Source organism: Kineococcus auxinigenes, from assembly GCF_050871525.1.
Taxonomy (GTDB): Bacteria; Actinomycetota; Actinomycetes; order Actinomycetales; family Kineococcaceae; genus Kineococcus.
This window is the reverse complement of the sequence record NZ_JBKBCT010000098.1, coordinates 1-12384: the sequence shown is the minus strand read 5'-3', so window position 1 is coordinate 12384 and position 12384 is coordinate 1. Positions and strand designations below refer to the sequence as shown.

18 protein-coding genes and 1 pseudogene are annotated in these 12384 nt (G+C 76.2%); 13 read left to right on the top strand and 6 right to left on the bottom strand.

What is annotated here, in order from left to right; translation table 11 throughout:
- Nucleotides 1-108: 108 nt before the first annotated feature.
- Nucleotides 109-942 (top strand): alpha/beta hydrolase, encoded by an 834-nt coding sequence (locus ACRYR9_RS18405; protein WP_432509685.1) that lies wholly within the window; start codon nucleotides 109-111, stop codon nucleotides 940-942.
- A 5-nt stretch (nucleotides 943-947) separates the two neighbouring features.
- Here the strand turns inward: ACRYR9_RS18405 and ACRYR9_RS18400 are convergent, their stop codons facing one another.
- The gene (locus tag ACRYR9_RS18400; RefSeq protein WP_432492352.1) at nucleotides 948-1166 is read right to left on the bottom strand and encodes a hypothetical protein; all 219 of its coding nucleotides are present in this window, start codon (nucleotides 1164-1166) and stop codon (nucleotides 948-950) included.
- Nucleotides 1167-1381: 215 nt separating this feature from the next.
- Nucleotides 1382-3187, bottom strand: a complete 1806-nt coding sequence (locus ACRYR9_RS18395; protein WP_432492350.1) for a family 20 glycosylhydrolase — start codon at nucleotides 3185-3187, stop codon at nucleotides 1382-1384.
- A 112-nt stretch (nucleotides 3188-3299) separates the two neighbouring features.
- Here ACRYR9_RS18395 and ACRYR9_RS18390 point away from each other — a divergent pair, with 112 nt between their 5' ends.
- Both ACRYR9_RS18390 and ACRYR9_RS18385 read left to right on the top strand, forming a co-directional pair.
- Entirely contained in the window at nucleotides 3300-3536 is a 237-nt protein-coding gene (locus ACRYR9_RS18390; RefSeq protein WP_432492348.1) for a helix-turn-helix domain-containing protein, read from the top strand.
- A gap of 5 nt (nucleotides 3537-3541) precedes the next feature.
- Nucleotides 3542-4156, top strand: coding sequence for a Clp protease N-terminal domain-containing protein (locus tag ACRYR9_RS18385; RefSeq protein WP_432492346.1), 615 nt, complete (start codon nucleotides 3542-3544; stop codon nucleotides 4154-4156).
- Between the two features lie 40 nt (nucleotides 4157-4196).
- On the opposite strand, the gene ACRYR9_RS18380 is transcribed toward ACRYR9_RS18385, so the two are convergent.
- Nucleotides 4197-5042: a phosphotransferase enzyme family protein gene (locus ACRYR9_RS18380; RefSeq protein ID WP_432492344.1), complete on the bottom strand. Its 846-nt coding sequence runs from the start codon at nucleotides 5040-5042 to the stop codon at nucleotides 4197-4199.
- A 220-nt stretch (nucleotides 5043-5262) separates the two neighbouring features.
- On the opposite strand from ACRYR9_RS18380, the pseudogene ACRYR9_RS18375 reads away from it, so the two are divergent.
- The 5 genes and pseudogenes from ACRYR9_RS18375 to ACRYR9_RS18355 all read left to right on the top strand — a co-directional run.
- Nucleotides 5263-5502, top strand: a pseudogene (locus ACRYR9_RS18375) (hypothetical protein); the annotation flags it as partial.
- Nucleotides 5503-5512: 10 nt separating this feature from the next.
- On the top strand, nucleotides 5513-5716 hold the full coding sequence (locus ACRYR9_RS18370; RefSeq protein ID WP_432492342.1) for a hypothetical protein: 204 nt from the start codon (nucleotides 5513-5515) through the stop codon (nucleotides 5714-5716).
- 82 nt (nucleotides 5717-5798) lie between these two features.
- Nucleotides 5799-6212 (top strand): hypothetical protein, encoded by a 414-nt coding sequence (locus tag ACRYR9_RS18365; protein ID WP_432492340.1) that lies wholly within the window; start codon nucleotides 5799-5801, stop codon nucleotides 6210-6212.
- A 15-nt stretch (nucleotides 6213-6227) separates the two neighbouring features.
- On the top strand, nucleotides 6228-6446 hold the full coding sequence (locus tag ACRYR9_RS18360; RefSeq protein ID WP_432492338.1) for a helix-turn-helix transcriptional regulator: 219 nt from the start codon (nucleotides 6228-6230) through the stop codon (nucleotides 6444-6446).
- Nucleotides 6447-6505: 59 nt separating this feature from the next.
- Nucleotides 6506-7273: an HpcH/HpaI aldolase family protein gene (locus ACRYR9_RS18355; protein WP_432492336.1), complete on the top strand. Its 768-nt coding sequence runs from the start codon at nucleotides 6506-6508 to the stop codon at nucleotides 7271-7273.
- A 118-nt stretch (nucleotides 7274-7391) separates the two neighbouring features.
- On the opposite strand, the gene ACRYR9_RS18350 is transcribed toward ACRYR9_RS18355, so the two are convergent.
- A complete protein-coding gene (locus ACRYR9_RS18350; RefSeq protein ID WP_432492334.1) occupies nucleotides 7392-7772 on the bottom strand; it encodes a winged helix-turn-helix transcriptional regulator in 381 nt (126 codons plus the stop codon).
- Between the two features lie 128 nt (nucleotides 7773-7900).
- Here ACRYR9_RS18350 and ACRYR9_RS18345 point away from each other — a divergent pair, with 128 nt between their 5' ends.
- The 4 genes from ACRYR9_RS18345 to ACRYR9_RS18330 are packed head-to-tail and all read left to right on the top strand — an operon-like array spanning nucleotide 7901 to nucleotide 10248.
- On the top strand, nucleotides 7901-8311 hold the full coding sequence (locus tag ACRYR9_RS18345; RefSeq protein ID WP_432492332.1) for a RidA family protein: 411 nt from the start codon (nucleotides 7901-7903) through the stop codon (nucleotides 8309-8311).
- Nucleotides 8312-8353: 42 nt separating this feature from the next.
- The gene (locus ACRYR9_RS18340) at nucleotides 8354-8932 is read left to right on the top strand and encodes an alpha/beta hydrolase (protein ID WP_432492330.1); all 579 of its coding nucleotides are present in this window, start codon (nucleotides 8354-8356) and stop codon (nucleotides 8930-8932) included.
- A 36-nt stretch (nucleotides 8933-8968) separates the two neighbouring features.
- Nucleotides 8969-9358 carry a tautomerase family protein gene (locus ACRYR9_RS18335; protein ID WP_432492328.1) on the top strand — a complete coding sequence of 130 codons (390 nt, stop codon included), beginning with the start codon at nucleotides 8969-8971 and terminating at the stop codon, nucleotides 9356-9358.
- 59 nt (nucleotides 9359-9417) lie between these two features.
- Complete coding sequence (locus tag ACRYR9_RS18330; protein WP_432492326.1) at nucleotides 9418-10248, top strand: nucleotidyltransferase domain-containing protein; 831 nt, start codon at nucleotides 9418-9420, stop codon at nucleotides 10246-10248.
- A 45-nt stretch (nucleotides 10249-10293) separates the two neighbouring features.
- On the opposite strand, the gene ACRYR9_RS18325 is transcribed toward ACRYR9_RS18330, so the two are convergent.
- Entirely contained in the window at nucleotides 10294-10959 is a 666-nt protein-coding gene (locus tag ACRYR9_RS18325) for a hypothetical protein (protein WP_432492324.1), read from the bottom strand.
- Nucleotides 10960-11091: 132 nt separating this feature from the next.
- Nucleotides 11092-11670, bottom strand: a complete 579-nt coding sequence (locus ACRYR9_RS18320; protein ID WP_432492322.1) for a hypothetical protein — start codon at nucleotides 11668-11670, stop codon at nucleotides 11092-11094.
- 90 nt (nucleotides 11671-11760) lie between these two features.
- Between ACRYR9_RS18320 and ACRYR9_RS18315 the strand changes: the two genes are divergently transcribed.
- Entirely contained in the window at nucleotides 11761-12303 is a 543-nt protein-coding gene (locus ACRYR9_RS18315; RefSeq protein ID WP_432492320.1) for an SRPBCC domain-containing protein, read from the top strand.
- Nucleotides 12304-12384 lie beyond the last annotated feature (81 nt).

The window sequence follows — 12384 nt, the reverse complement described above, 5'->3', positions numbered from 1 at the left end:
CCCCCCCCCCCCCCCCCCCCCCCCCCGCCCCCCCCCCCCCCCCCCCCCCCCCCCCCCCCCCCCCCCCCCCCCCCCCCGGGAGGGGGGGAGCGGTGGGAGGGTGGGGGTGTGCAGACGTACGCGCGGGACGGCCTGGTGTTCGACGTGCGCGACCACGCGCCCGAGGGGGCCGCGCGGGGCGTGGTGATGTGCCTGCACGGCTTCCCGCAGGACTCGCGCGCCTGGGACGCGGTGGCGCCGCGGCTGACGGCCGCCGGCCTGCGGGTCCTGGCGCCCGACCAGCGCGGGTACTCCCCCGGCGCGCGCCCGCCGGGCCGGGCGGCGTACGTGCTGCCCGAGCTGGTGGCGGACGTCCTCGCCCTGGCCGACGCGGCGGGGGCGGGCGAGTTCCACCTGGTGGGTCACGACTGGGGCGGGGTGGTGGCGTGGGCGCTGGCCGCGCAGCACCCCGGGCGGGTGCTCTCGGCCACGGTGCTGTCCACGCCGCACCCGGCGGCGCTGCGCGGGTCGGTGCTGCGCAGCACGCAGGCGCTGCGCTCGACGTACGTGGCGGGTTTCCAGGTGCCGTCGCTGCCGGAGCGGTTGCTGCTGGCCCGTTCGGGTGCGGCGCTGCGGGCGCTGCTGGTGCGCAGCGGCCTGCCGCAGGACCTGGCGGACGGGTACGCGCGGCGCATGGCCGAACCGGGGGCGCTGAGCGCGGCGCTGGGCTGGTACCGGGCGCTGCCGCTGCGGCGGGGGCGCACCGGTCCCGTGGCGGTCCCGGTGACGTACCTGCACGGTCGCGACGACCCGTCGTTCTCCCCGGTCGCCGTGCGCGCCACGGCGGCGCACGTCCGGGGGGAGTTCTCCGAGGCGGAACTGCCGGGCGGGCACTGGCTCCCGGAGCGGGCGCCGGGCGCGGTCGCGGACGCCGTGCTGCGCGGGGTGCGCCGCACCGCCTGAGGAGCTCAGGCGGCGCGGCGGACCGGGCGCAGCAGTTCCAGGAACCGGCGGCGCGACCCGGCGGCGGTGGGCCCGTCCACGACGGCGGTGGCGGTCGCGGCGGGGGCGGTCGCAGTGACGGCGGCGACCGGTTCGACGGCGCGGGGCGCGGGGCCGCGGCTGCCGGCGTAGGCCTCGGCGGCGAGGACGGAGGCGATGCTGACGCGGGGGCCGTAGGGCGACACGGGGGTTCTCCTCTCCGCCGCGGGGCCTGTCCCGCACGGCGCTGAGGAACGTCTCGGCCGGTGCGGGGCGGTTCCCGAAGCGCCGGGGCGCGAACCCACCCGAACAGCCCCGTGACCGGCACCACACGCCCGGAACACCGTGTCGCGGCGCCTCACCCGATCGCCGCTCCCCCGCCCGCGCCGCCGGCGCCGCACGGGTGAACGCCCGTCACGGCTCAGCCGGTGCCCGACCCCGCACGCACGAGGGCGCGGCGCAGGGCGGTGAAACGGGCGGTGCTGTCGTCCAGGCCGCCGGGGCGGGCGCGCAGCAGCCAGCAGGCGCGCTGCTCCTGCACGAGCGCGTCGAGCTCGGCGAGCAGGGCGCGGGCGGTGGCCGGATCCGGGCCCTCGGCCCCCTCGGCGCGGGGCAGCAGGTAGCGGGCGGCGAGCTCGGCCAGGCGGATCGCCTGGGTGAGCTCGCGCACGACGACGTCGCCGTCGGCGCAGGCGGGGTCGGCGGCGCGCAGGTCCTCGCGGCAGCGGGCGAGCACGTCCAGCGCCTCGCGCAACCGCTCGGGGGCGGGCACGTCCGGGGCGGCCAGCTCGTCGGCCTCCTGCAGCGCGCGGTGCAGGGGGGAGGCGTTGAGCATCGGCACGCCGAGGTCGGCGCACACCCGGCCGGTGCGCACGAGGACGCGGCCGACGGTCCCGGTGGGGTCGGCCAGGACGTGCTCGTCGAGGACGGCCGCGACGTCGAGGTCCCGGTTGGCCTGCAGGCACCAGCTGACGGCGCCGCCGAACAGGGCCGGGCCGAACGCCACCGACGGCGGGTCCCAGTGCCCGCCGTCGCCCCAGGAGGTGTTGAGGTAGCCCTGCGCGGAGTTCTCCAGGCCGACCTCGGCGGCGTCGACCATGTTCTCCACCGCGTTGTCGAAGCGACCCAGCAGGGAGTTCCAGTTGCTCGCGCCCGGCGCCACCCAGAACGGCACGCCGGCCTGGAGCAGCAGCCTGGCGCGGTCGCGGAAACCGTCCCGCAGCTGCGTGACGTCGGCTCCGTCGGCGCGCCACTGCCCCAGCTGCTCGGGCGAGGCCGCGTCGACGGCGGCGGCGGTCAGCGACGGGGAGTCGTACTGCCACACCACGGGCACGGCGCCGGCGGGCACGCGGCCCATGAGCTCGGGGTGGTCGCCGAAGACGTCGGCCCAGAACTCCACGGCGTAACCGCGTTCCAGCCACGGGCCTGCCACCCGCTCGACGTGGTCGAAGTAGACGCTGCCCAGCCCTTCCTCGCGCACGCGCGCGGCGCTCTTGCCGGTGCCGAGCTCGAACGGCTCGTCGGCGCCGATGTTGACGCGGCGGGTGCGGAAGAGGGGCACGACCTCCTCCAGGAGGCCGGTGACGAAGCCGGCGTTGTCCGCGGTGGGTTCCAGGGTGCTGGGCGGGTGGTGCCGCCCCCAGGCGGTGAACCCGTCCTCGTTCTCGGCGCGGTGCGCGTACCCCCCGTGCTGCAGCCAGCGTTCCACGTGCCCGAAGGTGTTCTGGTTGCAGACGAGCTCGATGCCGTGGGCGGCGCACACCCCGTCCAGCCAGCGCACGTCGTCGGCGGTCAGCGGGGAGGCGTCGCGCCACACCTCCTCGTGGCCGCTGAACGCGAAGGTGTGCTCGGTGTACAGCTCGAAGGCGTTGACGCGCGCCAGCGCGAGGACCTGCACCCACCGGGCGAGGGTGCGGCGGGTGGGCACGCGGTCGCGGCTGATGTCGAGCAGGAACCCGCGCACGTGGAAGTCGGGGTGATCGGCGACGTGGTGGACGAGGTCGCCGAAGTCGGGGCCGGCGCGCAACTGGTCCAGGGTCGCCAGGGCGTACCGCAGGCCCGCGGCGTCGGCGTGGGAGATCGCGATCCCGTCGGCGGACGCGTCGAGGCGGAACCCCTGCCCGGGCAGGGAGGGGTCGAGCGTGGCGGTGACGGGCGCGTCGGGCGCGGGACCGGCGCCCGGGGTGGCGCTGAAGCTGCGGGGACGGGGGAACGGGGTGACGGGCACGTCGGCTCCGGTGCGCTCGGGGACGGGCGGGGCGTGCGTGGCGGGACCACCGCAGGCTCGCACCTGTCAGAAACGGTTGACAAGAGGGGGCTTGTCAGCTCAGGCTGACAGCGTGGACCTGGAACGGGTGGAGACCACGGCCGGTGCGGTCGACCCGCGCGAGGGCCTGCGCACCGCGCTGGCTCTGCGCCGGCTGGCCGAGCGCCTGGAGGCGCTGCACGTGGCCCGGGCGCGCGAGCAGGGGCTGACGTGGGCGGGGATCGCCGCGGAACTGCAGGTGACCCGCCAGACGGTCCACAAGAAGCACGGCCGCACGAGCGGACCGGGGCGATGGGACATCGAGAGGTGACGCGGGTGCTGATCTACGACGACTCCTTCAGCGCGGTCATGGCGGCCAGCCGGCAAGAGGCCACGCACCTGGGCGCTGATCGCTACGGCTCGGAGCACGTGCTGCTGGGTCTGCTGGCCGCAGCGGGGCCGCTCACCGAGCAGGTCCGGCGCTCCGCACCGGAACTGACCGCGCAGGCGGTGCGCTCCGCGATCGAACGCGGCGCCGACGACGCGCCGCACCTGCAGCGCTTGGGCATCGACGCCGACCAGGTCCTGGCCACGGCGGGCGGCGAGCCCTCCCGGCCGCACCCGGCACCGCGCAACCGGCACACCCCCGAGTGGCAGGGGGCGCTGGGCTCGGCATCGGTGAAGCTGAACCGGCTGCAGAAGTCCGGCGCCCTGCCGCGCGAGGGGAAGGTGACGTCGGCGGTGCTGTGGCTGGCGGTGCTGGAACCGGGCACCCGGGCGCAGCGACTGCTCGCCGCGATGGACCTGGACGCCGAGCGGATCCGCGGCACGGTCCTCACCGCCCTGACCGGCAACGGGTCGGTGGCGCCGCCGTGGCCGCAGCAGGCGCGGGCGGGATTCCTGACCCGGCTGGCGCAGCGCGCCTTCGCCCGCGCGAACACCGCCGGCTGAACGGGAACCCGCTGCGCGCCGGGTCCACCGGGGGCGGCGCTCAGCCGTCGAAGCCGTGGCGGTCCAGTTCCGCCCGGAGGCTGGTCAGCCACTCCCCCGCCAGCCGGCGCCCGTCCGGGAGACGGTCGTCCCGGTCCCAGCGCCACGTGGTGATGATCGCCAGAACGAGCGCCCGGCACTCGCGGAGCACGTCCCGGTCGACGCCCGGGTAGTTCTCGGCGACCTCCTCGGGAGCGTGGGCGAGGTCGAACTCGACGGGCCCGCGGCAGCACGTCTCGAAGTCCACGAACAGCAGCCCCTCCCCGGTGACGAGGAGGTTCCCCGGGTGCGGTTCGCCGTGCAGCAGCTGCTCGGCGCCACCGCGCTCGCCGATCGCGCGTCCTGCGGTCCGCACCGTGCGGCTGAGGAGGTCGCGGTCCGCGTCGGGCAGTCCCGGGGTGCGGTCGCGGTCTTCCAGGAGCCGCCGGGCCTGTTCGACCCGCTCGGTGAAGCGCGGCGCCGGGACGTCGAGCGTGCGCGCGCCGGCGTGCAGCCGGGCGAGCGCGCCGGCGTACTCGGCCGGGGCGGCCTCGCGGCCCGGCACGGGTTCGTGGTGGGTCCAGAACGAGACGGTGAAGCCGTCGCGCTCGTGGACGCGCGGCTCGACACGGGGGTCGAGACGGGCGACCGGGCCGCCGGACGCGGCGAGCCGCCGAGCGACCTCGACCTCGAACCGCGCGATCCCGTGCGCCTCGGGTGCCACCCGGGCCACGACGTCGCAGGGCAGCAGGCGCAGGGTGAGCTTGTTGGAGTCCTGCAGGACGACCGCGTCGTCGGCCGCCAGGCCGAGGGACGAGGCGATCGCCACGGCCGCGCCCACCGCGCGCCGGGCCTGCGAGGGGTGCATCGCCGACCGCCCCTCCCGTTCGCGCACTCCCGGACGAGTGGAGCCGCCCGGCCCCGACCACCGTACCGACCGGTCGAGCACCGGCGATCGGAGCGGACGGTTCGGCGCGCGCAGCCTGGCGTCGATCTCGTGATCGTGTGGATCGACGGAACCCACGGCGTGGGCGGGACGACGACGAGCGCGCTCGTGCAGCCGTCGACCCCTGGCTCCCGGGTGTTCGGCGCCGTTCCGCTTCGAGCACGTGGAGCCGTACGCCGAGGCGGCCCGCACCTGGCCGCACGCGGAGGCGGAGGTGGTCGACACCACGCACCTCACGCCCGCGCAGGCCGCCGAGCGGATCGCGCGCGCCGCCGCGTCCCCGGCGGACGGTCCCAGCGGCGGCTGCGCGGTCCCGCCCCGCGCAGCGCCTGCAGGCAGCCTCGGCACGGACGACACCGCAGCCACCGACCGCCTCACGTAGGGTCATCGTCGTGAACAGGACGGTGCTGTCCGTGGTCAGCGTGATCGGGGCTGCCGTGTCGGCCGCCGCACTGGTCCTGCTCGTCCCGTCCCTGTTCCGCGCGGGCGAGCAGGGCCACCCCTGGGCCGTCGGGGTGTCGGCGTGCCTGACCGTGCTCTTCGCGGCGGGGGCGCGGCACTGGCGCTCGTCGGGGTCGGCCCGGGACGGCGGGTGAGGACCGCCCGCCGGATCCACGGCTCCGGCGGGGATGACAAGCTCGCTTGACACGGGGGGGCGTGGAGGGCAAGCTCCTCACCATGACAAGCGACCTTGACACTCCGCAGCGCAGCACCGGCGACCGCGCCAGGGCCCGCGCCTACCTGCGCGATTTCCTCCCCGCGATGGTCGGCTACGTCGTCGTGCTGCTCGCCGTGGGCACCTTCGGCGACCTCGACGGCGACAGCCCCTGGCGGTTCCTCTGGGCGCTGCTGCCGGTGCTGCCCGTGCTGGCCGTGGTGCGCGCCGTGGCGCGGGCGCTGCGGCGCTCCGACGAGTACGCCCAGCTGCTGCAGCTGCGCGCCCTGGCCGTCGGGTTCGCCGTCGCGATGACCGCCTGCGTGGTCCTCGGCCTGCTGGAGTTCGCGGGCCTGGTGGTGCCGGTCGGCCCGTGGCTGGCCTTCGGGGCGGGGATGCTCTCCTGGGCCGTGGCCGCCGGCGTCGCGCACCGCTGAGCGCGGGCACCACCGGTGAAGAACCGCATCCGGGAACTGCGCACCGAGCACGGCTGGACCCAGGCCGCGCTGGCCGACCGGCTCGACGTCTCCCGGCAGACCGTCAACGCCCTGGAGACCGGCCGCTACGACCCCAGCCTGCCCCTGGCCTTCCGCCTCGCTCGCCTGCTGGGCGCACCCCTCGAGAGCATCTTCGAACCCGACGAGGAACCCGAGACCGCGCACGCCCGCTGAGCACCGGGCAGGATGCCACCGGGACCGCCGGACCGCGGCGGCCACCGGGGAGGAGCGTCGTGGAGCAGCAGCACTGGTGGACGACCCACCCGGAGCGGCCCCTGTGGGGCGCCTGGTCCAACCTCGCCAGCCCGGGCGCCGTCGGCACCCTGGCCCGCTCCGGCGTGGACTGGGTGCTCCTGGACGCCCAGCACGGCGAGCACGACGACCGCTCGCTGCGCGAGTGCCTGCGGGAGGCCGGCACGGGAGCCGCACCGCTGCTCGTGCGCCCGGGCCGCCTGGACGTGCAGGAGATCGGCCGCGCCCTGGACGCCGGCGCCGCCGGGGTGGTCGTTCCGATGGTCAGCACCCCGGAACAGGCCCGCACCGCCGCCCGCGCGTGCCGCTACTCCCCCACCGGCGAGCGCAGCTGGGGGCCGCACGCCCTGCTCACCGGCCGCCCGCCGACGGCACCCGCCGACGCGGACGCCCACGTCCTGTGCGCGGTGATGGTGGAGACCCGCGAGGGCCTGGCGAACGTCTCGGCCATCGCCGCCGTCGAGGGCGTGGACGTCGTGTTCGTCGGGCCCTTCGACCTGTCGCTGGAACTGGGCACCGACGTCGAGGCGCTGCTCGCCGCCGACGGCCCCGACGACCCGCTGCCGACGGTCGTGCGGGCCTGCGCGGAGCACGGCGTCGTGCCGGGGGCCTTCGGGGTCGGCGCGGGGCGCGCCGCGCGGTTCCGCGACCTGGGTTTCCGCTTCGTGGCCGCGCTCGCCGACACCGAACTGCTGGCCGGCGGCACCGCGGACCGGTTGGCCGCGCTCGGCGATCCCTCCCCCCGGTGACGTGGACGGCACCGGGCAGGGCTGGCAGGTCCTCCACCACCAGGGAACCCTCGTCACCTGAGCAGCGGTGCGGGGAGGGGTTCCGGGCTCAGCACGAGAGGGCTGGTTCGAGCGGGGGTCACTCCTCGAAACGGTCGCGGGCGGCTTCCACCGCGGGCATGTGCTCCGTGCTCCAGCGCAGCAGCGCCTCGATCGGCTCGCGCAGGGTCTTGCCCAGGACGGTGATGCGGTACTCCACCGCCACCGGCCGGGAGCTCACGACCTCGCGCTCCACGACCCCGTTGCGCTCCAGGCGGCGCAACGTCGCCGTCAACGACTTGCCCGTCACCGCCGGGATGGCGCGACGCAGGTCGCTGAACCGCGAGGGGCGCTCGCACAGCTCCTCCAGCACCTGCAGCGACCACTTGTCGAGGACCTGGTCGAGCAGCTCCCGGTGCGGTGCGGTGATCTCGAGGCCCTCAGAACTGAGGCGGGAACGAGGGTGGGTGGTTTCCGGCACGACACCTAGTCTCGTTGAAGTTCCCTGCGTGCACCAGGTAGCAATGGGATACCGGTTCGCGGACCGGGCCCCCGGCCCGGTCACCGAGCCCGACCCGGCTCCACCCGACCCGATCCCAGGAGCATCCCGTGACCGTGCAGCTGTCCAGCCCCGCAGGGCTCATGCAGCCCGTCCCCTACCACCACGTCGCCATCGCCACCGGCACCCGCCAGGTCCACGTCGCCGGCCAGATCGCCCGCGACGCCCAGGGCCGAGCCCTGGCCCCGGGCGACCTCACCGGTCAGGTCGCCCACGCCCTGCGCAACACCCACGCCGGCCTGCGCGCCGCCGGCGCAGGCTTCGGCGACGTCGTCCGGCTCACCTTCTACGTCACCGACTGGACCCCGGAGAAGATCGAGCCCTTCACGGCCGGTGTCACCCGGGTCGCCGAGGAGCTGGGCCTGCCCCAGCCGCTGCCCCCGGCCTCCCTGATCGGGGTCAGCCACCTGTTCGAGCCCGACGTGCTCGTGGAGGTCGAGGCCACCGCCGTCCTCGACTGAGCGGTACCCGTGCCCCGGCACGGGAGGACGGAGGAGTGGACCGTGCAACAGCGGGGAGAACTCGTCGACGTCGAGACCGAGGGCACCGGCGCGGCGCCGTGGACGGCCACCGTGCTGCCCGGGCGCGGCTACGGCTGCGACGCACCGCTGCTGCGCTCCACCCGGGTGCTGCTGCGCGAACGCGGGTGGACGGTGCGCACCGTCCGCTGGCGCGGCCGGGCACCGGGAGCCGGCGAGGTCGTCGCCCTCGGCCGGGAACTGCTGCCACCGGCGGACACCGGGCGGCACCTGGTGGTGGCGAAGTCCCTGACCACCCGATTGCTGCCGCTGGCCGCCGAGCGGGGCTTGCCGGGCGTCTGGCTGACCCCGCTGCTGGGCGAGGAGGAGGTGCGGGCGGCGGCGAGCGCCGCCACGGCTCCGACCCTGCTGGTCGGCGGTGACGCCGACCCGTACTGGAACCCGGCGGCCGCCGCAGCGAGCGGGCAGCGGGTGCTGGAGCTCCCCGGCGCGGACCACTCCCTGGAGGTCCCCGGGAACACCGAGGCGTCCCTCGCAGCCCTCGACGGCGTCGTGGCCGCCGTACGGGGTTTCCTTGACGACGTGGAACGCGCAGGCTCCTGAGGTTCCCGGGCGGAGCACTGCGCTAGCGTGACCGGCGTGGTGCAGTTCAAGGTCTACGGTCGCGACGACGTCCTGCGGCCTGCGCGCCCGGCGCTGTCCGACGTCCTGCACGCCGCCGCGGTCGACGTCCTGGGCCTGCCCGCGGACAAGCGGTTCCACCGCTTCTTCCCCATGGGCGCGGAGGACTTCCCCACCCCCGCCGGCCGCAGCGAGCGGTACACCGTCGTCGAGGTGCTCATGTTCGCGGGCCGCAGCACCGCGACGAAGAAGGCGTTCTACCGCAGGTTGTTCCAGGACTTCGAGGACCGCCTGGGCATCACGCCCACCGACCTGGAGGTCGCCGTCCTGGAGACTCCGCGCCACGACTGGGCGATCCGCGGGGTGCCCGGCGACGAGCTGGACTTGACCTACCGCGTCGAGGTGTGACGGCCGTCCGGGAAGGAAACCCGTGGCCGCCGCCGGTCCGCACCTCCTACCGTGGACGGGTGACGAACCACCCCCACGCCGGCGAGGAGGCCCGCCGCATCGCCGAGGCCGGAACGGTCCTGCGCACCCAGGTGGGCAGCGGCGTCCACGGCACCGCCCTGGCCGGGCAGGACGACCGTGACGAGATGGGCGTGTGCCTGGAACCCGAGGGCTTCGTCACCGGTCTGGCCAGGGTCCGCACCCCCGGCGGCCGGCTCGTGCCGTTCGAGCAGTACGAGTTCCACACGGCGTGGGAACGGCCCCTGGGGTTGCGGGAACGTTCCGGCCCGGGCGACCTGGACGTCGTCGTGTACGGGGCGCGCAAGTGGGCGCGCCTGGCGCTGGCCGGGAACCCCACCGTGCTGCTGCCCCTGTGGGTGCCGGACGCGGAGGTGGTGGCGGTGACGGACGCCGGGGGGGAACTGCGCCGCGAGGCCGGGCGGTTCGCCAGCCGTGCTGCGGGCCGGCGGTTCCTGGGGTACCTGCGCGCGCAGCGGCAGGTGCTGACGGGCCAGCGGCGGCCCGGTGCGGCACGGCGGGCGCGCTCCGCCTCCCCCACCGACCACGCGCCGAAACCCGCCGCGCACGCCCTGCGGCTGGGCCTGCAGGGTCTGGAACTGCTGCGCACCGGGCGCGTCACGCTGCCCGTGCCGGAACCGGAGCTGTCGGAACTGCGCGCCGTGCGGCGCGGGGAACGCACCCTCGCGCAGGTCCTGGCACGGCTGGACGAGTTCGAGGCGGACCTGGAGCGCGAGTGCCGCACCGCGGACCTGCCCGAGGGCGCCGACCGCGCCTGGGTGGACGGCTGGCTGCACCGCTCCTACGAGCGGTTCTGGGAGCACGCGGCCTGACGGCCCCCGCCCCACCGGCACCGCCGGCGGGGCGGGGGCGCCGGATCAGGCGTCGGTGCCCCCGGAGGTGGCCGAACCGCTGCTGTCCGAACCGCTGCTGCTCGAACCGCTGACGTCCGAGCCGTCGGCGGAACCGTCGCGCGGGCCACCCCCGCGCCCACCACCCGGCCCGGCACCGAACTCCCGGTCGATCGTCGCGGCGACCCGCTCGGGCAGTTCCGCGATGCGCTCGTCGGCCTGCTCCTGGGTCAGCCGCCCGTCGGTGACGCCCTGCTGCACCCGATCCTCGCCCGCCGCCACGAGGGCGTCGACGAGGACCTGCTCCTCCACGCCCTGGTCGGCGGCCACGCTCGCCAGCGTGGCGCCGTCGGCCTGCAGGGCGGTGCGCAGCTCGTCGGTGCTCAGGCTCAGCGCCTCCGCGGCCGCGTCCAGGTCCAGCGCCCGGCCGCCGCCGAACCCGCCGTGGCCCCCGCCGCCGCGCAGCGCGTCGGAGGAGTTCAGCGTCTCGGCCACCGTGTCGGCCTGCTCCTGGGTGATGGTGCCGTCGCCGACCAGGCCGGCCAGGGCGTCCTTGATGGACTGCAGCCGGTCGGCGACGCCCGAGCCGCTCGTGGCCGACGTGCCGGTGGTGGCGGCCGACGCCAGCGGCGCGCCGATCAGCACCAGCCCGAGGCCGCTCGCGGCGACGACGCCCGCCGTGCCAGCGGCCACGGTCCTCTTGGTGATCCTCATGGTGTCCCCCGATCGGTGGGGCCGGGTGTCTCCCGGCTCCCCACCTGTGTCGGGTGCGCACCTGTGCCGGGCCTGTGGTGGGCACTGCAAGGGCCTGGGAACCGCCGCCGCTCAGGTGCGGCCCGCGGCCTCCTGCTCCAGCGCCGCCAGGTCCACCAGCAGGCTCGCCGCCCCGTGCAGCCGGTCGCTGAGGGCGTCCATCCCCGGCGACAGGACGGTCAGCTCCCCGCGCTCGGCGAGGTCGGCGAAGATGCCGTCGTTGCTGACGACGAGGAACTCCGCGGGGTCGGGGACCTCCGCGGCGGCCTCCAGCAGCACGTGGTCCGCCACGTCCGGTCCCGCCGCCACGGGTCGCGCGCGCCGCGCGTACTCGCCCAGCCACGGGCGCGAGCGCGCCACCGCCCCCGCCTGGCCGGCCAGGGTGACGTGGTCGGCCTGGCGGGCCAGCTCGACCACCACGCCCAGGCGCGCGCGCAGCCGCCCCTTCACGGCGCGCAGGTTGTCCAGGTCCACCAGCAGCACGCGCGCACAGCCGTCGGTGCCGGACCACACCGGGTAGTCGCGCACGAGGGCGCGCAGGGCGTCGCCGAACGGGTCGGGGCCCGCGTCCACCTCCTCCGGCGAGGGCAGGTCGTCGAGGCTGAACCACTCGTAGTCGTCCCGCCAGCTCGGTCCACCGCCCAGTCCCACGGCGTGATCCTCCCAGGTCGGGCGCCCCGGGTCGCGCCACCGGGCCGGGGCGCGTCCCCGCACCGGCCTGCCGGGGGCAGGATGGTGCCGGTGAACGACGACCCGGAACTCCTCGGCGGCGCCGTCCTGCACGGCGGTGAGCGCGCGACGCTGACCCTGCAGCGCGAGTACCCGCACCCGGTGGCGGCGCTGTGGACGGCGCTGACGGTCCCGGAGGTGACGCGCCGCTGGTGGGCGGCGCTGCGGGCGGACCTGCGCCCCGGCGGGGAGTTCTCCCTGATGTGGCTGAACGGCGACCCGGCCGAGCTGGAGTGGTGGCCCGGTCAGGTGGTGGCGCTGGACCCGCCGCGGCTGCTGGAGCACACCAGCTCCGAGCACGGTCTGCTGCGCTGGGAGCTGGAACCGGTGGAGGCCGGCGCGCTGCGGGCGCGCACGCGGCTGCGGCTGACGAACGAGCTGGAGGGCGAGGACGCCTGGGTGCCGATGTCGCTGGCGGTGTGGCACCTGCACCTGGAGGCGCTGGAGCGGGCGCTGACCGGCGGCGCGGTGGACTGGCTGGACTGGTCCGTCACCTCCAGCGCCCGCCTGCGGCTGCTGCGCGCCGCCTACGCCGCGCACCTGCCCACCCCCTGACCCCGCACCGCCGCCCACTTACCCTTCCCCGACCCCCGCGGTGATCTTGCACGGTTGACCTTTCAACCGTGCAAGATCACC